The organism is Prevotella dentasini JCM 15908, assembly GCF_000614065.1.
Classification (GTDB): Bacteria; Bacteroidota; Bacteroidia; order Bacteroidales; family Bacteroidaceae; genus Prevotella; species Prevotella dentasini.
This window is the reverse complement of record NZ_BAKG01000003.1, coordinates 1-17,879: the sequence shown is the minus strand read 5'-3', so window position 1 is coordinate 17,879 and position 17,879 is coordinate 1. Positions and strand designations below refer to the sequence as shown.

General features: G+C 50.2%; 13 protein-coding genes and 1 pseudogene. 9 read left to right on the top strand and 5 right to left on the bottom strand.

Going from position 1 to position 17,879, the window contains the following annotated elements; genetic code table 11:
* Nucleotides 1-77: 77 nt before the first annotated feature.
* The 5 genes from JCM15908_RS01925 (at nucleotide 78) to tsaE (ending at nucleotide 7,553) form a co-directional block, all read left to right on the top strand.
* A complete protein-coding gene (locus JCM15908_RS01925; protein ID WP_025002055.1) occupies nucleotides 78-1,340 on the top strand; it encodes a 3-phosphoshikimate 1-carboxyvinyltransferase in 1,263 nt (420 codons plus the stop codon).
* 20 nt (nucleotides 1,341-1,360) lie between these two features.
* Nucleotides 1,361-1,759, top strand: a complete 399-nt coding sequence (locus JCM15908_RS01920; RefSeq protein WP_025002054.1) for a hypothetical protein — start codon at nucleotides 1,361-1,363, stop codon at nucleotides 1,757-1,759.
* Between the two features lie 145 nt (nucleotides 1,760-1,904).
* Nucleotides 1,905-5,429 (top strand): type IX secretion system periplasmic lipoprotein PorW/SprE, encoded by a 3,525-nt coding sequence (porW, locus tag JCM15908_RS01915; protein ID WP_025002053.1) that lies wholly within the window; start codon nucleotides 1,905-1,907, stop codon nucleotides 5,427-5,429.
* A 70-nt stretch (nucleotides 5,430-5,499) separates the two neighbouring features.
* Nucleotides 5,500-7,104: a T9SS response regulator signal transducer PorX gene (gene porX / locus JCM15908_RS01910; protein WP_025002052.1), complete on the top strand. Its 1,605-nt coding sequence runs from the start codon at nucleotides 5,500-5,502 to the stop codon at nucleotides 7,102-7,104.
* A gap of 38 nt (nucleotides 7,105-7,142) precedes the next feature.
* Nucleotides 7,143-7,553, top strand: a complete 411-nt coding sequence (gene tsaE, locus JCM15908_RS01905; protein WP_025002051.1) for a tRNA (adenosine(37)-N6)-threonylcarbamoyltransferase complex ATPase subunit type 1 TsaE — start codon at nucleotides 7,143-7,145, stop codon at nucleotides 7,551-7,553.
* 206 nt (nucleotides 7,554-7,759) lie between these two features.
* Here the strand turns inward: tsaE and trxA are convergent, their stop codons facing one another.
* Nucleotides 7,760-8,074, bottom strand: coding sequence for a thioredoxin (gene trxA / locus JCM15908_RS01900; RefSeq protein ID WP_025002050.1), 315 nt, complete (start codon nucleotides 8,072-8,074; stop codon nucleotides 7,760-7,762).
* Between the two features lie 82 nt (nucleotides 8,075-8,156).
* Nucleotides 8,157-11,871, bottom strand: a pseudogene (gene dnaE / locus JCM15908_RS11675) (DNA polymerase III subunit alpha).
* A gap of 133 nt (nucleotides 11,872-12,004) precedes the next feature.
* Here dnaE and JCM15908_RS01890 point away from each other — a divergent pair.
* From JCM15908_RS01890 to JCM15908_RS01880, 3 genes are all read left to right on the top strand, one after another.
* The gene (locus JCM15908_RS01890) at nucleotides 12,005-12,697 is read left to right on the top strand and encodes a phosphatidylserine decarboxylase family protein (protein WP_025002049.1); all 693 of its coding nucleotides are present in this window, start codon (nucleotides 12,005-12,007) and stop codon (nucleotides 12,695-12,697) included.
* A gap of 128 nt (nucleotides 12,698-12,825) precedes the next feature.
* Nucleotides 12,826-13,521, top strand: a complete 696-nt coding sequence (pssA, locus tag JCM15908_RS01885; RefSeq protein ID WP_036892591.1) for a CDP-diacylglycerol--serine O-phosphatidyltransferase — start codon at nucleotides 12,826-12,828, stop codon at nucleotides 13,519-13,521.
* A 25-nt stretch (nucleotides 13,522-13,546) separates the two neighbouring features.
* The gene (locus tag JCM15908_RS01880) at nucleotides 13,547-13,795 is read left to right on the top strand and encodes a DUF4834 family protein (protein WP_025002047.1); all 249 of its coding nucleotides are present in this window, start codon (nucleotides 13,547-13,549) and stop codon (nucleotides 13,793-13,795) included.
* Nucleotides 13,796-14,510: 715 nt separating this feature from the next.
* Here the strand turns inward: JCM15908_RS01880 and pyrH are convergent.
* From pyrH to JCM15908_RS01865, 3 genes are all read right to left on the bottom strand, one after another.
* Nucleotides 14,511-15,221: a UMP kinase gene (gene pyrH, locus JCM15908_RS01875; RefSeq protein WP_025002046.1), complete on the bottom strand. Its 711-nt coding sequence runs from the start codon at nucleotides 15,219-15,221 to the stop codon at nucleotides 14,511-14,513.
* Nucleotides 15,208-15,996 carry a biotin--[acetyl-CoA-carboxylase] ligase gene (locus JCM15908_RS01870; RefSeq protein ID WP_025002045.1) on the bottom strand — a complete coding sequence of 263 codons (789 nt, stop codon included), beginning with the start codon at nucleotides 15,994-15,996 and terminating at the stop codon, nucleotides 15,208-15,210. The genes pyrH and JCM15908_RS01870 overlap by 14 nt, the downstream gene beginning before the upstream one ends.
* Before the next feature lie 114 nt (nucleotides 15,997-16,110).
* Entirely contained in the window at nucleotides 16,111-16,476 is a 366-nt protein-coding gene (locus tag JCM15908_RS01865) for a YraN family protein (protein ID WP_025002044.1), read from the bottom strand.
* A gap of 415 nt (nucleotides 16,477-16,891) precedes the next feature.
* On the opposite strand from JCM15908_RS01865, the gene JCM15908_RS01855 reads away from it, so the two are divergent.
* Nucleotides 16,892-17,347, top strand: coding sequence for a nucleoside deaminase (locus tag JCM15908_RS01855; protein ID WP_025002042.1), 456 nt, complete (start codon nucleotides 16,892-16,894; stop codon nucleotides 17,345-17,347).
* Nucleotides 17,348-17,879 lie beyond the last annotated feature (532 nt).

Sequence of the window (17,879 nt, the reverse complement as noted above, 5' to 3'; positions counted from 1 at the left end):
CATCAGCGTTGCTCCCCCCTATTCCCTAAGCATTTATTCAGAGGGAAAGGCAACACGCGTCAAACACGACAAACAATATGCAATATATCGTCAAAGCCCCTACCCTTCTTCGTTCCACCATCTCGCTGCCGGCATCCAAAAGCATCAGCAACCGCGCGCTTATCATCCACTCACTGGCAGGAGGTAAGGCACGGCCCGACAACCTCTCCGACTGCGACGACACAGAAGTCATTGTCCGCGCCCTGAAAGACCGTCCCCATACCATCGACATCAAGGCATCGGGAACGGCCATGCGCTTTATGACAGCCTATCTCAGCACCACGGAGGGAGAACATGTCCTTACCGGAACAGAGCGCATGCGCCACCGGCCCATCAAGGTTCTTGTAGACACACTCCGCTTTCTCGGTGCAGACATACAATACGAAAACGAAGAAGGATTTCCCCCACTCCGCATCCGCGGCCAAAAGCTCGAAGGAGGAACGGCAGAGATACCCGGCAATGTCAGTTCGCAATATATCTCCGCACTGCTGATGGTAGCCCCCACTCTCGAAAAAGGCTTGCAGCTCCGCCTCATAGGCGAAATCGTATCCCGACCCTACATTGACCTGACGCTGCACGTGATGCACGAATATGGCGTGAAGGCCGAATGGAGCGATGTGGACACCATTTCCATTCCGCCCCAGCACTATGCCGACCGCCCGTACACGATAGAAAACGACTGGACAGCATCCGGCTACTGGTATGAGATGCTCGCCCTCACCACCGATGCCGAAGCGAAGATTACGCTGCCGGGGCTGAAAGACGCTTCCCGGCAGGGCGATGCTGCCGTCAAATACATATTTTCGCTGCTCGGTGTGAAAACGGTCTTCGAGGAGAAAGGCAGCGAACTCCCTACGAACGTACACCTGTCGCGGAACAACCGCACCCTGCCCCAAATCGACTACGACTTCAACTATCAGCCCGACTTAGCCCAGACGCTTATCGCTGCGTGCCCCGTGCTGGGCATCCCCTTCCACTTCGAGGGACTGAAAAGCCTCAAAATCAAGGAGACTGACCGCATAAAGGCAATGAAAACAGAAATGCAGAAACTCGGCTATGTCCTCCACGACACCGAAGACGGTGAAATGACATGGGACGGAGAACGATGCGAGCCACAGACACAGCCCGTCATTGAGACCTACGAGGACCATCGGATGGCGATGGCGTTCGCTCCGCTCGCCCTCCGCCTCGGAGAGATTCGCATCAACCATCCCGAAGTAGTGTCGAAGTCCTATCCCCACTATTGGGACGACCTCCGGCAGGCAGGCTTCACGATAGAGAAGACAGACACAACCGACTAACTGCACACTTCCACCGACTTATGAACATTATACTACTGAGCATTGCGGCCATCACCGCCTTGGGTGTACTCGCAGGGGGCATCAGCCTTTTCTCCAAACGGAAAGGAGGCGAGGAAGACCAGATAGTAATAGCCAAAGGCGACTGCTCCACCTGCAACGGAGACGACGAAGCCTGCGAGCAGACCTGCATGATGGAAGCTGCTACCAAGCCCATAGAGTATTACGACGACGAGGAACTCGACCGATTCAAAGGGCGGGCCTCTACCGACTATTCGCCCGAGGAGGCCGAAGAGTTCAGCGAAGTTCTCTATACGATGCGGCCCGAAGAGGCGAAAGGATGGAACCGCAGCCTCATTCTCCGGGGCATTAATGTTCCCAATCAGATAAAGGACGAACTGATAGCCATGATGGAGGAATAGGACGATTCAAGAATCATCATTCACAACACCAAATTATAATTACCGTCCGCAAATGGGCCGCTTCGCCGTCCTGCAACCGGGTAGCAAGGAGCACCATTCTCTCTCGAAAAGGCAATAAACACGGCAGAACAGAGTTAATAATTACGTGAAGCAAAAGACTACAAGATATATCGCCCCACTGCTGTTGGCAGTCGTCCTGATGACGGTTGTCGGCTGCTCTACCAATAAAAACACCTCGCAGTCGCGTTGGTGGCACGCGTTCAATGCCCGTTACAATACCTATTATAACGGTGCGCAAGCCTATATTGACGGTTCTCTGGAGAAGGAGAACGGAAACAAAGATAACTTTACCGAACTCATTCCGCTCTATACAGTCGGCAACAAAGACAGCAAGGAGATTGGAAAAACCAACTTTGAACGTGCCATCACCAAAGCTGAGAAAGCCATCGCAAGACACAGCATCAAGCGGAGACCCGAATGGAACAAGACAAGACGCAAGACCGAGAAGGACATAGAGTGGCTGTCGCGGCGAGAGTATAACCCTTTTTTATGGAAAGCATGGCTGCTGATGGGGCGGTCGCAATTCCATAAAGGTGCCTTCGACGAGGCGGCATCTACCTTTGCCTACATGAGCCGCCTCTACAAGGGACAGCCCGCCATCTACGGAAAGGCACGTGCATGGCTCGCGAAATGCTATATAGAGGAGGGATGGCTCTACGATGCCGAAGACGTTATCCGCAACATGAAGCGCGATTCCCTCGACTGGCGTGCGGTGAAGGAGTGGGACTACACATTTGCCGACTATTATATTCACACCGGCGAACTTGAGAAAGCCGTTCCGTATATGCGGAAAGTTATCAAGCACGAGATGCGACGGAAGCAGCGTGCACGCGAGCTGTATCTTTTGGGACAGCTTCTGGCGGCAACCGGGAAGAGGCAGGAAGCACAGAAAGCGTTCCGACGCGTCATACGCTCTAACCCTCCCTACGAACTGGAGTTCAATGCCCGGATAGCCGAAACCGAAGTGATGGCGGCAGGACAGAGCCGGAAGATGATTTCAAAACTGAAGCGGATGGCGGCTTCGGACAACAACAAGCAGTATCTTGACCAAGTATATTACGCCATGGGCAACATCTACTTGACAGAAAAAGACACCATGTCGGCCATATCGGCCTACGAACAAGGCAACAAGAAAGCGGTACGCAGCGGTATAGAGAAAGGCGTGCTGCTGCTACACCTTGGCGACCTTTACTGGGCAAAACAAAAGTTCGGCGATGCCCGTCGCTGCTACAACGAGGCGTTAGGTCTGCTTGACAAGGACCGCAAGGACTACGAACAACTCGCCCAACGCTCCAAAATTCTGGATGAGCTGGTGCCCTTTACCGACGCCGTACAGCTACAAGACTCGCTTCAGTACTTGGCAAAATGCCCGGAGAAAGAACGCTTCGAGGCTATTGACCGCGTCATAGAAGCCTTGAAGAAAAAGGAAAAGGAAGAACGCGACAGACAGGCCGAACAGGAAGCACAGGAACAACAGCAAAAGAACGGCGGCATGGGCAACATGCCCCAAAATGCTCCTCAACAGCGGACCAACCAACAGAACAGCACTTGGTACTTCTATAACCCGATAGCGGTGCAACAGGGTAAGACCACTTTCCAACAGCTATGGGGCAAGCGGGAGAACATAGACAACTGGCGACGCATCAACAAGACCGTGGTCGGCAATATCGGCTCGAATTCCGACATGGCCGAACTGACCGACGAGCAGCGCGACTCCATTGACAGGGCCGAGGCACTTCTTGACTCCATCAAGCACGTTACGGACTCTGCACAGAACGATCCGCACAAACGCGAATACTATCTTGCGCAGATTCCTTTCACACCCGAACAGCTCAAAGCAAGCAACCTGATTCTCGAAGAGGGGCTGCACCAGTCGGGCGTTATCTTCAAAGACCAGCTCGACAACCTCACCCTCGCCGAGAAAGCCCTGCGCCGCGTCAGCGACAACTACCCCGACTACGAGAAAATGGACGAAGTCTTCTACCATCTGTACCTATTGTATATGCGGCGCAATCAGCCTGCGACAGCCGACAGCTATATAGAAAAGATGAAGTCGGCCTATCCGAAAAGCGAGCTGACCACTCTCCTTACTGACCCTTACTACACGCAAAACGCCCAGTTCGGAGTACATATTGAAGACTCGCTCTATGCTGCCACGTATGATGCCTTTAAAGCAAACAGGTATGGTGAGGTGGCTGCCAACAGCCGTATCTCGGAAAGCCGCTTCCCGATGGGAGCGAACCGCGACAAATTCCTCTTCATCGGCGGACTCAGCAAACTAAACAACGGCGATGCCAATGGCTGCGTATCGGACATGAAGGCGGTTGTGGAGAAATATCCGCAGAGCCGTATCAGCGAGATGGCAGGTATGATAGTCAATGGCGTACAGGCCGGAAGGAAGCTCCGCAACGGGCGGTTCGACCTTGACGATGTATGGAACTACCGTGCCAATGTACTCAACGACAGCGACAGTATCAGACAAGCGAAGTTCTCGCCCGACCGCATAGCCGATTTCAAGTTCCTGCTTCTGTATCATCCCGACTCGCTCAAGGAGAACAAACTCCTCTTCGAGATGGCACGGTTCAACTTCACCAACTTCCTTGTGCGCAACTTCGACATGACCATAGAGGATATGGAAGGTCTCCACCAGCTCCAGATAGCAGGGTTCCGCAGCTTTGACGAGGCTTACCAGTACGCCCGTCAGCTTTTCGACACGAGGGCTGTAGTAGAGCAATTCGGCAAAACGGCACGCGGAATCATCATCAGCGACAAGAACCTACAGCTCATTGGCACAGCCTTCAGCTATAAGGACTACGATGATTTCTATGCCCAACACTTCGCACCACTCAAGGTTACACAGCAATACCTCCTCTCCGAACCTGCCGAGGTGGCAACACCGCGCGAGCGAGACCTGCAACAGGAGATAGAAGACCGTAATCCGACTGAACGCGACCTCAACATGCAGGAGCAGAAGCAGGTGGAGCCACCATTGGATATGGTCATACCGACAGACGAAGAGCAAACAGCCGAACCCGAAAAGCCTGTCAATGAACTGACGATTCCTGTAGAGCAACCTGTGCAAAAGGAAACTCCGGCAACACCAAAGCAGGAAGCTCCGAAACCAGAACCTGCTCCACAGACTCCTCCAAAGGAAGAACCGGCCGCACCGACAGATGACAATACGATTGAGATTCCAACGGACGAACAGCAGAAACCGACGGAGGAAACCAATGTCATCCCTATAGACGAGCCTGCAAAACTGCCTGTAGAAAACATGAATATCATTCCGCTGGAAGAGCCTCAGCAGCAACCTTCCACACCGGAGAAGCCTGAGCCGAAGGTTAAGACTCCAAATCCGGCCCAGCCGAATACACCGAAACCGGCAGAAAAAAAGGACAACTCGGACAGTGAGACGAAAGAGACTGCCCCCGAAACTCCACAGCCTCCACAGCCGAAGAAGCCCGAGCCGACTCCTCCTGCCAACAATCCTGACGAGCCGGTATTCTACTTCGACGACGACAATACGCCACAGCAAGCACCTGAAAAGAAAAAACAGGAGCCTGCACTTGACGATGTAGACGACGAGTACTACGACCTTGACGGTTTTTAAGTTCACATACGCTTCGCCGGACAATGACATTCTCCCATCCCAAGAAACAAAAGAAAGGAAGAAAACAGATATGAACAACGGACTATTGCTCTGGGTAGATGATGAAATTGAGCTGCTGAAAGCTCACATTATCTTCTTGGAAAAGAAAGGATACGAGGTCATCACGGTCAGCAATGGCACGGATGCAATTGACCAATGCCACGCACAGACCTTCGATCTCATACTGCTTGACGAGCAGATGCCCGGCTTGTCGGGACTTGAAACCCTTCAGCAAATCAAGGAAATACAGCCTGCCACGCCCATCGTAATGGTTACGAAGAGCGAGGAAGAGGACATTATGAATCAGGCTATAGGCTCGAAAATAGCCGACTATCTGATTAAGCCGGTCAATCCCAATCAGATAATCCTAAGTCTGAAAAAGAACATTCATCGCCGGGAAATAGTAACGGAAGTTGCCCAAAGTGGCTATCAGCAAGAGTATCAGCAGATAGCCATGCAGATAAGCGACTGCCGCAGCTTCGCCGACTGGAAGGATGTGTATCGCCGTCTCGTCAAATGGGAACTCGAACTAAGCAGTGCCGACAGCAGCATGACTGAAATGCTGAAGATGCAAAAGGAGGATGCAAACATAGGATTTGCCAAATACATATCCAAAAACTATCTTGACTGGGTTGCCCCAAAACCGACTGGCGGACTGGCGGAGAAGTTTCGGACTAATCAGAAGCAAAGAACGACAGACGAACGGCCCGTGATGAGCACGGACATCTTCAAGCAGCATATCTTTCCCTTGATAGACCAAGGAAACAAAGTGTTCCTTATCGTTATTGACAACTTCCGATTTGACCAGTGGAGAACCTTGGCAGAGGAAATCGGCGACCTCTTCGACATAGAAGAAGACCTCTACATGAGTATTCTCCCGACAGCCACACAATATGCACGCAATGCCATATTCAGCGGACTGATGCCCCTCCAGATAGCCTCAATGTTTCCCGAATTATGGGTAGACGAAGATGAGGAAGAGGGCAAGAACCTCAACGAAGAGCCGCTGATTCAGACACAGATAGACCGCTATCGCCGTCACGATAAGTTCTCGTACCACAAGATTAACGACTCCGCGGGGGCTGAGAAATTCATGCAGCAATTCAGGAATCTTGACCAAAACGACCTGAACGTGCTTGTTGTCAACTTTATCGACATGCTCTCTCATGCCCGCACGGAAATGAAAATGATACGCGAACTGGCCAACACCGAAAGTGCCTACCGATCAATAACACTTAGTTGGTTCCGGCACAGCGTCCTTGCCGATGTTATCCGCGAACTGGCTCAGTCCGATTACAAGATTGTCCTCACAACAGATCATGGTTCAATCCGCACCACACAGCCCGTCAAGATTATCGGCGACCGCAATACGAATACGAATCTGCGCTATAAACTCGGCAAGAATCTGAGCTATAATCCTAAGGAAGTATTCGCCATCAAGAATCCGCAACAGGCACAACTCCCCTCCCCCAACCTCAGCACGAGTTACGTTTTTGCAACGGGCGATGCCTTTTTCGCCTATCCTAACAACTATAATTACTATGTTTCCTACTATAAGGACACGTTCCAGCATGGTGGAATCTCCATCGAAGAGATGGTTATTCCTCTGATTACGCTGACACCAAGGAAAAGATAAGAGGATAGAAAACGACAAACTACGACATTTATTACAAAATGGAAATCAAAATAAACAGCCTCAAAAATATACATGAGGCAGCAGAGGAATTTATAAAGAATATCGGTACAAGAAAGGTATTTGCCTTCTACGGCAAGATGGGAGCAGGAAAAACGACTTTCATCAAGGCTATCTGCGAAGTTCTTGGTGTTGAGGACGTGATTACATCTCCCACCTTTGCCATCGTCAACGAATACACCGACAGAGAGAACAACCCCATCTATCATTTCGACTTCTACCGCATCAAGAAGCTGGAAGAAGTCTACGACATGGGCTACGAGGACTATTTCTATAGCGGCCATCTTTGTCTGCTTGAATGGCCGGAGCTTATTGAGACCGTTTTGCCCGAGAATGTCATCAAGGTTACAATAGAAGAACAGGAAGACGGCAGTCGACTCATCAGCTTCTAACATTCTTCTATGTTTCTGAGTATCGCCCGTCCATTCCCGAAAACCAATACAATAAGAAATTTTCAGACGCTATTACTTATAGCGACCAAGCAACAGAGCTTGTATTCGTAGCCCGTCCACATAACTTGTTCACATTATGAACAACTAAAAAAAGAGCACCAAAGCTGAAGCCTTGATGCTCTTTTCCTTTTACGGTTTCCTCTGTTTTACAGCAGTGCCTTAAACTTCTCATCGAGTTTGTCCTTCGATGCAGCACCGACAAACTTGTCTACAAGCTGTCCGCCCTTGAAGAACAGGATAGTAGGGATGTTGCGTACGCCAAACTCAATGGCTACGTCGTCATTATCTTCTATGTCGCACTTGCCCACGACAATCTTGCCGTCGTAATCATTGGCGAGTTCGGAGATGATTGGGCCGACCATCTTGCAAGGGCCACACCATGTAGCCCACAGGTCAACAACTAATGGCAATTCACCATTCTTGTAAGTCTCAAAGTTCTCGGTTGTAATTTCTACTTCCATTGTTATTCGTTTTTCTTTGTTGATAAATATATTTTAATTATATGAATATGTACAAGCGAATATCATGCCAAAAAAGATTGTGTCAGTTAATATGATACTCCAACTTCTCATTGGCAGCAACAAAATCTATCAATTGTCGGTCAACGTTAATGCCACGGTTGCGGCTATGCAGCAGGATATTGTTCTGGTCGGGTGTCCGCAATTGTATATAGAGCTGCGTGTTGCCTTCACTTTCACCGACCACGGTTGAGAGTTCAGAAACAAACTCGTCATCAAGCGAGGTAGCATCCAACGAGATGGTAAAGCGTTCCAAGCGGTGCGCCTTTACGTCGTAAAGCTGTTCTACATTTTGCACCTTCAGTTCAAAAATATTGCTGTTTCGGTAACGCGGCTGACATTTGGCTTTCAGATAGATAGTATAATTTACCTTCATCAGCCATTCCACCGTGCCCAATCATCGCCGAAGAGGGCCAGCTCTCCCGAACCCTCAAAATCCTCAATGGTAACAAAGCCAAACGGCTTCCCCGTCTTTTGGGAAAAACGCTCGTCAACAGACGTAACGATACCTCCAAAGGTAATCTCGTCGCGCTTGGAAAGGCCTTCAAGGTCGGCTCCCCGTCCTATTTCCTGACAATGCGTATTGCACATATTGTTCAGGATGACACTATACTCGTCAAGCGGATGAGCCGAAAGATAGACACCTACCAGCTCTCGCTCCTTGTTCAGCTTCTCAATCGTAGCCCATTTCTCGGCCTTCGGGACAACCGGGTGCATCACTTCCACTGCATCGGCACCACCAAACAGCGAGTTCTGCTGCTCGGCCTGCTCTTGCTGAAACAGCTGCCCATAGCGCACAATGGTACTGATAAAGGTCTCATTCTTCCCATTCAGGGCAAAGAACTGTTCGCGCTGTAAGCCAAAACTATCGAAACCTCCACTATAGGCAAGACTTTCAAAAGCTCCCTTGTTCACGTTGGTTAGATCAACTCGCTCTGCAAAATCAAAAATATCCTTATACGGTCCATTCGTCTCGCGTTCGCGGACAATGGCCTCTGCCGCACTCGTTCCCATACCCTTGATGGCCGATAGTCCGAAACGTATCTCTCCCCTTTTGTTCACACCAAATCCCATCTGACTTTCATTCACGTCGGGACCCAAGGTTGCAATCTTCAACGCCTTGCACTCCTCCATCAGCTTCGTTATCTCGGTAATCTGACTGAACCGGCGCGTCATCAGCGCAGCCATATACTCCGCAGGGTAATGGGCTTTCAGGTAGGCAGTCTGATAGGCCACCCACGAATAGCAGGTTGCATGCGACTTGTTAAACGCATAACTGGCAAACTTCTCCCAGTCGCTCCATATCTTTTCAAGCACGGCCGGATCGTGTCCGTTCTCTTGTCCCTGCTTGATGAACTTCGGCTTCATCGCATCAACAATGGCTTTCTTTTTCTTTCCCATTGCCTTACGGAGGGCATCGCTCTCTCCCCGGGTGAAATTAGCCAACTGCCGGCTCAAGAGCATCACCTGCTCCTGATAGACCGTAATGCCGTAAGTATCCTTGAGATACTTCTCCATACACGGTATGTCGTACTTGACAAGCGACGGGTCGTTCTTGCGCCTGATGAAATCGGGAATATAATCCATCGGTCCCGGACGGTAGAGGGCGTTCATCGCAATAAGATCCTCAAAGACCGTAGGATGCAATTCACGCAGATACTTCTGCATACCTGCCGACTCAAACTGGAACGTTCCGATGGTCTGACCACGCTGATAGAGCTGATAGGTCAGCTCGTCGTCAATGGGAATATTATCCAAATCGATGATGTCGCCCTTCGTCTGCTTGATAACCTTACAGGCTTCTTTCAGCTCTGACAATGTCTTCAGGCCGAGGAAGTCCATCTTGATAAGTCCCGTCGTCTCAATGACATGTCCGTCATACTGTGTTACAGGCACTTTCTTTCCCGGAAAATCGGGGTCGTCGGCCGTCGAAACGGGTACCCAGTCGCTAATGGGATTGCGGCAGATAATAAATCCGCAGGCATGTATGCCAGTTCCGCGGACTGTTCCCTCCAGCATCTTGGCATATTTTATGGTGTTCCGCTCCCTCAAGTCCTCGCTCACCTCGGCATCCTGCAACTGTGGCGTACACTTGATAGCATTGGCCAGATTCATCTTCATGCCGTCAGGAAGACGCTCGGGAATAGCCTTACAGAGGGCATTGGAGACAGCGATAGGCAGACCTTCGACACGCGCCACGTCCTTGATGGAGTTTTTGGTCGCCATTGTAGAATAAGTGATGATATGGGCACAATTCTCGTGTCCGTACTTATCCATCACCCATTGGAGCACTCTTCCACGTCCGTCGTCGTCAAAATCGGTATCAATATCAGGAAGATTGACACGGTCAGGATTCAGGAAACGCTCAAACAGCAAGTCGTACTTAAGTGGATCAATCTTCGTAATTCCCAGACAATAAGCCACAACCGACCCGGCCGCAGAACCACGCCCCGGACCCACCATGACCCCCAGCTCTTGCCGGGCTGCATTGATAAAGTCCTGAACTATCAGGAAGTAGCCGGGGAAACCCATTGTCTTCATCACGTGCAACTCAAATCGGATATGGCTGACCACCTCCTCCGACAGAGGATTGCCATACAACTTCCTTGCACCGTCGTATGCCAGTTTGGCAAGATAGTCGGCCTCGAACTTTATACGGTATATCTTTCCATATCCTCCCAACCGCTCAATGACCGCCTGTCCGTCTTCCTCGCTCAACGGATTCTCGCCATTCTCGTCGCAGGTAAATTCCTTATACAAGTCCTCCTCCGAAAACTTCTCGCGCCATTCCTCCTCTGTTCCAAAGCTCTCTGGTATAGGGAAGAAGGGCATAATAGGGCCATTGTCTATGCTGTAGCCTCTACCTTGTCAAGAATCTCCAACGTATTCGCCATTGCCTCGGGTATATCGCTGAAGACCTCGTTCATCTCGGCACGCGTCTTGAACCATTCCTGCTTCGAGTAGCGCATGCGGTTGGGGTCGTTCAGATTTTCATTGGTAGAGAGACAGAGCAGATGGTCGTGCGCCTCGGCGGTTTCCTTGTCCTCAAAGTGGCAGTCGTTCGTACAGACGAGCTTGATGCCATACTCCTCGGCAAACTGCATGAGTACCTTGTTGGCTTTCTGCTGTAGGGGGAACGCTTCCCGGTTGGCTACCAGATGGGGGTCCTTCACCTCGTGGCGTTGCAGTTCCAGATAGTAATCATCGCCGAACACACGCTTATACCACTGGCAAGCCTCGCGTGCACCCTCTATGTCGCCATGCAGAATCTTCGAAGGAACTTCACCGGCAATACACGCCGAACAGACGATAAGGTCCTCATGGAAACGCTCCAAATCCTCACGGTCGGTTCGCGGACGGTAATAATAGCCGTCAACCCATGCTCTCGACACGAGCTGTATAAGGTTTTTATAGCCGTTATAGTTCTTCGCCAGTACTATAAGGTGATAGCCCGAATTGTCGTGCATCTCCTTTTGCTTGTCCGTCTTCCTACGGCGGGCAACGTACATTTCACATCCGAATATGGGCTTGAAAGGCTCAAGTCCCTCCTTCTTGCGTTCTCTGTTGATTTTCGCGCAATAGTCGGAAAACTCCTTGATGCCGAACATGACGCCATGGTCGGTTATCGCCATACCTCTCATGCCGTCCCTGACGGCCTTGTCTACAAGGTAGGGCACCTTCGACTGACCATCCAAGATGGAATAATGGGTGTGGACATGTAAATGTACGAAATCTTCCATATTCTTTCCTTACGAGAAATTAAGTTCCAAAGTTACAACAAAAGAACAGCACTTCCAAGGAATAAAGTCAAAAATTTGCAGGAACAACAAAAAAGGAGTACCTTTGCAGCAAACAAGAAACTGACCCTCCACCATGGGAAAAATTAAAAAGAAGTTCAAGAAAATAAGAATACATCACGAAGGAACCAACACTTTGCTTTACGGAGCTATCGGCATTGCCCTCACGGCACTAATTCTATGGTTTGCCGTTCCTGCCAAGATTGTATTCTGGTTATTTGTTGCCGTATTCGGAACAATATACGGAATTGTACTCAACTTCTACCGCTGCCCTATCCGATACTACGGAGGCGAGGATACCGAAAAGATTGTCGTAGCTCCTGCCGACGGTCATATTGTCGTCATAGAGGAGGTGGAGGAAAACGAATACTTCCACGACAAGCGGCTCATGGTTTCCATCTTTATGAGTCTGTGGAACGTCCATGCCAATTGGTTTCCCGTAGACGGCAAGGTGAAATTCGTCAAGCACTTCGACGGAAACTTCCATAAGGCATGGCTGCCAAAAGCAAGCGAGGAGAACGAACATGCCGACACCATGCTAACAACCCCCGACGGGCGCGACATATTGTGCCGTCAGATTGCAGGGGCAGTGGCCCGGCGCATCGTTACATACGCCAAGGAGGGAGAAGACTGCTACATCGACGAGCACCTCGGCTTCATCAAGCTGGGCAGCCGCGTAGACCTATTTCTTCCTATAGATTCCGAAATCTGCGTAAAGATGGGACAGAGCACGACGGGCGACCAGACCGTCATTGCCAGACTGAAGTAAGCCAAAAGCATAGCAGGGACTTCGCAAGAGTCCCTCTCTTTTATTTCCCTGCCTGCACCATCCGCAACCACTCCACATATCAATCCACCGCTATCCAACACTTATCATCCAACATCCATCACCCGACAATGTCTATCAAGAAACATATTCCCAACGCCATAACCTGCTGCAACCTCATTTCAGGCTGCGTGGCTACGACATACGCCTTCTCAGGAAATGCGGAGATGGCTCTTCTGTGGATTATCATCGGAGCCGTATTCGACTTCTTCGACGGAATGACAGCGCGGCTGCTGCACGTCAGCTCGCCCATAGGGAAAGAACTGGACTCGCTTGCCGACGACATCACCTTCGGTGTTGCACCGGCAACCATCGTCTTCAGCGAGCTTCAGGTCATGGAGTATCCTGCTTTCATGGAGTCCCTGCGCGGCTTCCTGCCTTTCGCCGCCTACATCATGGCGGCCTTCTCGGCACTCCGCCTTGCCAAGTTCAACCTCGACGAGCGTCAGGCTCTCGGCTTCATCGGACTACCTACACCTGCCAACGCCCTTTTCTGGGGTTCACTCGTTGTCGGTGCCGGACAGTGGATAGAGAGCTATCCGTGGATGGTCTTTATCGTTGTGGCAGGACTTTTCGTCAGTTCGTGGCTCTTGGTTTCCGAGATTCCGATGTTCGCCCTGAAGTTCAAGCAGTGGGGATGGAAAGGAAATGAAGTCAAATACATCTTCCTGATGACGTGCTGTCCGCTTCTTGCCTGTTTCGGTATATCGGCCTTTGCCATCATCATTGCATGGTACGTAGTTCTTTCTGCTATCATCAGAAGGTAAAGTTCACCTCGTTCAACAACAGCCTATGTTTTTCTTCAAGTTTGCCCTCTTCGTTTTTATCGCTTTCTTGGCGGTTATCGGTTGGATTATCTATAGTTTCTACAGGCAGATTCACCGCACCGTTCATCGCTTCAAGGGTGATTTTCAGCACGAACAGGAACAGCATCCCAATGCCGACGGAAACATTATCGTAGACCAACGTCCCGAAGCGAAACGCCACCGGCAGGTTATCAAGGACAATGAGGGTGAGTATGTAGACTTTACCGAAGAGTAGTAGTATTGCCGTGGACTGCCTCCCTGCCGCTATCAACAGGAAAGGGAGATTTTACTATATTATATTGAATATAGTGCTCTGTCTTAGAAGTAAACCCATATACAAATAAAAAGTTGATGGTTTGGCGATAAACTTGCGTTGAATATTATCTGAGATTATTCTTAGGAAGTAATTTCTTGTATTTTCTTAAACTATAATTTGTTTTATTTATCTGCCATCGGGAATTTCATCAACCATTCGGTATGAACCAGCAAATATGCCCTGCTTGAAATATAGAATCCCATATATAAATTTATACTTTGTTCCTGTCAGTTCTTCGTAGAAGCGTTTACTGTATTTATACCTTACATAACTCTTGCCTTTTCGCTGTTTTCTAACCGACTATAGCCAGAAGTGAATCCTGCACTTGTGCTGCAGGATTCTAAGATTAGACAAAGAGAAATTGCCACAGAAATTAATATTAATGCGGACTTGGTAAATTTCCTTGCCATTGTTTCTTGTTTGCTATAAAGTTTTTTTGTTTAGATAAATCCTATACCACCATAATTACCTATTTTCCCATTAAAAGGTATGGCACATGGAGCAATTCTAAACACTGCCTTATTGCGCTTATAAAACTATCAATTTCTCCTCCCATGTATGAAAAACACCCCAAAAGTTTGATGTATACTTTTGAGGTGTAGTTCATACAGGGAAGAATAATGGGGATGAGGCTTTAATTATGTACGAGCGTACCTATTTCCTCACCGTCCATGACTTTCTTCAGATTACCCACAACATCCATATTGAAGACATAGATAGGCAGATTGTTCTCCTTGCACATGGTTGTTGCCGTGAGGTCCATCACCTTTAGTCCTCTGTTATAAATCTCGTCGTAGGTTATCTCGCTGAATTTCGTTGCCGTAGGGTCTTTCTCCGGGTCGGCGGTATAGATACCATCCACACGCGTACCCTTCAGCATCACGTCGGCTTCTATCTCTATTCCACGCAGGCTTGAGCCGGTATCGGTCGTAAAATAAGGGTTGCCCGTTCCGGCCGAGAAGATACAGACGCAGCCTGCCTCCATCGCCTCAATGGCCTTCCACTTGCTGTAGAACTCGCCGATAGGCTCCATGCGGATAGCCGTCATCACCTTCGACTTCACACCGATGGCCCCAAGTGCGGAACTCAATGCAAGGGAGTTGATTACCGTGGCACACATGCCCATCTGGTCGCCCTTCACGCGGTCGAAGCCTTTCTGACTGCCACTGAGTCCGCGGAAGATGTTGCCGCCGCCTATCACGATACCTATCTGTACGCCCATCTCGTGCACTTCTTTAATCTGACGCGCATAGTCGCTCAGTCGCCCGGCATCAATGCCGTAGCCTTGGTTGCCCATCAGACTCTCGCCAGAGAGCTTGAGGAGGATTCTCTTAAATCTTGCCATATTCTATTTCCTTAAATAAATAACTTCTGATTACTCCCTCCCGGTCGCGGAGAACGAGATGTCCGTCATCCTCTACTTCCACGATGGCACCCTCAAACTCTCCGTTGTTGTCGGTAAAGGAATGGAAACCGTGCTTGCGGTAGAGAGAGTCGTGATAGAGGGCAGGCAAGTCGATATAGCCGCCGCCCAACAGCTGCGGATAGAGCCGGCGGAACGATGAGACGATGCACCCCAAAAGCTCGTCGCGGTCTATCTCCCGGCCGAGTATCTGGCACAGCGAGACGGGATTGGGAGCGTCGCTCCGAAACTCAGTCTGGTTAACGTTCAGCCCTACACCAAAGATACAGTCCCTAATTCTTCCCCCACTAAGCCTCGTTTCTATCAGCGTTCCGCTCAGCTTAAGGTCATTCCAGTAGATGTCGTTGGGCCATTTCAGCGTAATGCCTTCCCTGACATAGTTTCCGAGAGCGTCTTTCAGGGCTACAGCTCCGAACTCCGACAACAGGAACTGCCGTACCACCGGCACATGGACAGGATGGAGCAGGACAGAGAACAGCAGGTTCTTGCCAGCCTCGCTCTCCCATCGGTTACTGCCCTGTCCGCGCCCCTCGCTTTGGTAGTCGGCCACAACGACCGTCATTTCCTCCCCCTCCCCGGGTTGATAGTTGCGCAGATAGTCGTTGGTGCTCCCCGTCTCTCCGAGGCGGATTATCTTCACGGCATTGTCTTCCTCTTTCTTTCCAAAGAGACTTTTTATTGTATCGTATATCTTCATACCTCTATTTTATCGACACTTCAATCCGTTTCGGCTTCCACCGCTTCCCCGAAGACGCAACCCCAAACACCCATCCGAATTACGGATTTTGAATGATGGATTGTGAATTACAGCCTACACAAACGGCAAGAACGCATCCTTCACATGGCGCACCTCGACGCCCGTCTCCGGCGTCCCCACCACGGTGATGATGTCAAAGCGTATATCGCCGTCGAAACAATAGTTTTTTACATACGCATTGGCTGCCATCGCAAGCGACCGCACCTTCTGTGGCGTTACAGCCATGTCGGCATCGGCATGCCGTTCGTTGCAACGGGTCTTCACTTCTACTATGACGAGTACATCGTTTTCTATAGCAACGATGTCAAGGTCGCGGTGCCCATGCTTCCAATCACGTGCAAGAACACGGTAGCCGCCCTCGCGGAGATATTTCTCGGCAAGGTCCTCGCCCCATCGTCCTAAATCGTTGTGCTGTGCCATATACTTCGGAGGTTGAGAGAAACAGAGGGAAATGTAGAGCCGGAAAGGCTTGCCATTTTCGGGCAAACCCGTTTTCCTGTGCTCCGCCGTTCCGTTTCAATTCTACAAAGTTAAGGCTATCTTTCGGAAAAACAAAATAAAAAACGTACTTTTGCATCCGTATGCAGGGACAAGACCGTACCGCAGCGGTTGTCGGCGAGGTTTGTCTACATACGGGCACCGGGCAGACAGCCCCTCTGCCTGACTTCAGAAAAAGCTCACCAAGACAGGCTAAGTCATCCACCCCATTGGAGCGGACACGCGCTACTGCCGGCAAGGCGAGTCCAGTCAACCGGCATACAGAAGCCGAAGTCCCTTTTTCGGAAAAGAAAATTAAAATATTTCTTGATAGCCAAGACTATCTCAACTACACGATATGAGCACAGAAGAGCAAATAAAAAAGGATGAATACTATATGGGCAGGGCACTTGCCGAAGCAGAGGCAGCTTACAGGGAGGGAGAAATACCCATCGGGGCGGTGGTAGTCTGTCGTGACCGCATCATCGCACGGGCACACAACCTGACCGAGACTCTCAACGACGTTACTGCCCATGCCGAAATGCAGGCAATAACGATGGCAGCCAACGAACTGGGCGGAAAATATCTGCAAGACTGCACACTCTACGTTACGGTAGAACCTTGCACGATGTGCGCAGGTGCCTTGGGATGGGCACAGGTGCGTCGTGTCGTCTATGGTTGCCGTGACGAGAAACGCGGCTACCTCGAATATGCTCCCCATGCCCTCCATCCACGCGCCAACACGGTCGGGGGAGTGATGGAAGCAGAGTGCAGGGAAATCATGCAACGCTTTTTCAAGGAAAAAAGGAAATAGGGCCTCGGCAAGAGGAATATCCGAAATATCCCCAAAAAATCTTTTCCCCCGTGCCTATCATCCTCCCATCTCTCCACATTTCCGGTTATGAACACCCATCTTTCCTCCCTGAATATCCGAAAGTCCTTATACATCTTAACGTCTTGATTCACAGCACATCCCAACCTTATCTAACGAAAACGGTATTTTGGCCCATCCAAAGTGCCGTTTTCGCCTTATCAACAAGCCTTGTTCGCTACACGAAAAAGCCGGTTTGACCTATCGGGAAAGCCTATCCCTGACATCAGGAAGAAAATTCCCAACAGCCCTCCCTATACACCGACAACTCACCCTTCCTGTAGGACAGGCCCCGTGCCTGTCCGCATAGCCAGCTCGCAAGTCTGTCCGCATTTATCCTTCGCGTCCGGACAGGCGCGGGGCCTGTCCGCATAGCCTGCACGCAAGTCTGTCCGCATTTGTCCTTCGCGTCCGGACAGGCACGGGGACTGTCCGCATAGCCTGCTCGCAAGTCTGTCCGCATTTATCTTTCGCG

Bases quoted from the DNA above. Each gene is read 5' to 3' on its own strand.
- JCM15908_RS01925 (WP_025002055.1), top strand. From the start codon at position 78: ATGCAATATATCGTCAAAGCCCCTACCCTTCTTCGTTCCACCATCTCG.
- JCM15908_RS01920 (WP_025002054.1), top strand. From the start codon at position 1,361: ATGAACATTATACTACTGAGCATTGCGGCCATCACCGCCTTGGGTGTA.
- porX (WP_025002052.1), top strand. From the start codon at position 5,500: ATGAACAACGGACTATTGCTCTGGGTAGATGATGAAATTGAGCTGCTG.
- tsaE (WP_025002051.1), top strand. From the start codon at position 7,143: ATGGAAATCAAAATAAACAGCCTCAAAAATATACATGAGGCAGCAGAG.
- trxA (WP_025002050.1), bottom strand. From the start codon at position 8,074: ATGGAAGTAGAAATTACAACCGAGAACTTTGAGACTTACAAGAATGGT.
- JCM15908_RS01890 (WP_025002049.1), top strand. From the start codon at position 12,005: ATGGGAAAAATTAAAAAGAAGTTCAAGAAAATAAGAATACATCACGAA.
- pssA (WP_036892591.1), top strand. From the start codon at position 12,826: ATGTCTATCAAGAAACATATTCCCAACGCCATAACCTGCTGCAACCTC.
- JCM15908_RS01880 (WP_025002047.1), top strand. From the start codon at position 13,547: ATGTTTTTCTTCAAGTTTGCCCTCTTCGTTTTTATCGCTTTCTTGGCG.
- pyrH (WP_025002046.1), bottom strand. From the start codon at position 15,221: ATGGCAAGATTTAAGAGAATCCTCCTCAAGCTCTCTGGCGAGAGTCTG.
- JCM15908_RS01870 (WP_025002045.1), bottom strand. From the start codon at position 15,996: ATGAAGATATACGATACAATAAAAAGTCTCTTTGGAAAGAAAGAGGAA.
- JCM15908_RS01865 (WP_025002044.1), bottom strand. From the start codon at position 16,476: ATGGCACAGCACAACGATTTAGGACGATGGGGCGAGGACCTTGCCGAG.
- JCM15908_RS01855 (WP_025002042.1), top strand. From the start codon at position 16,892: ATGAGCACAGAAGAGCAAATAAAAAAGGATGAATACTATATGGGCAGG.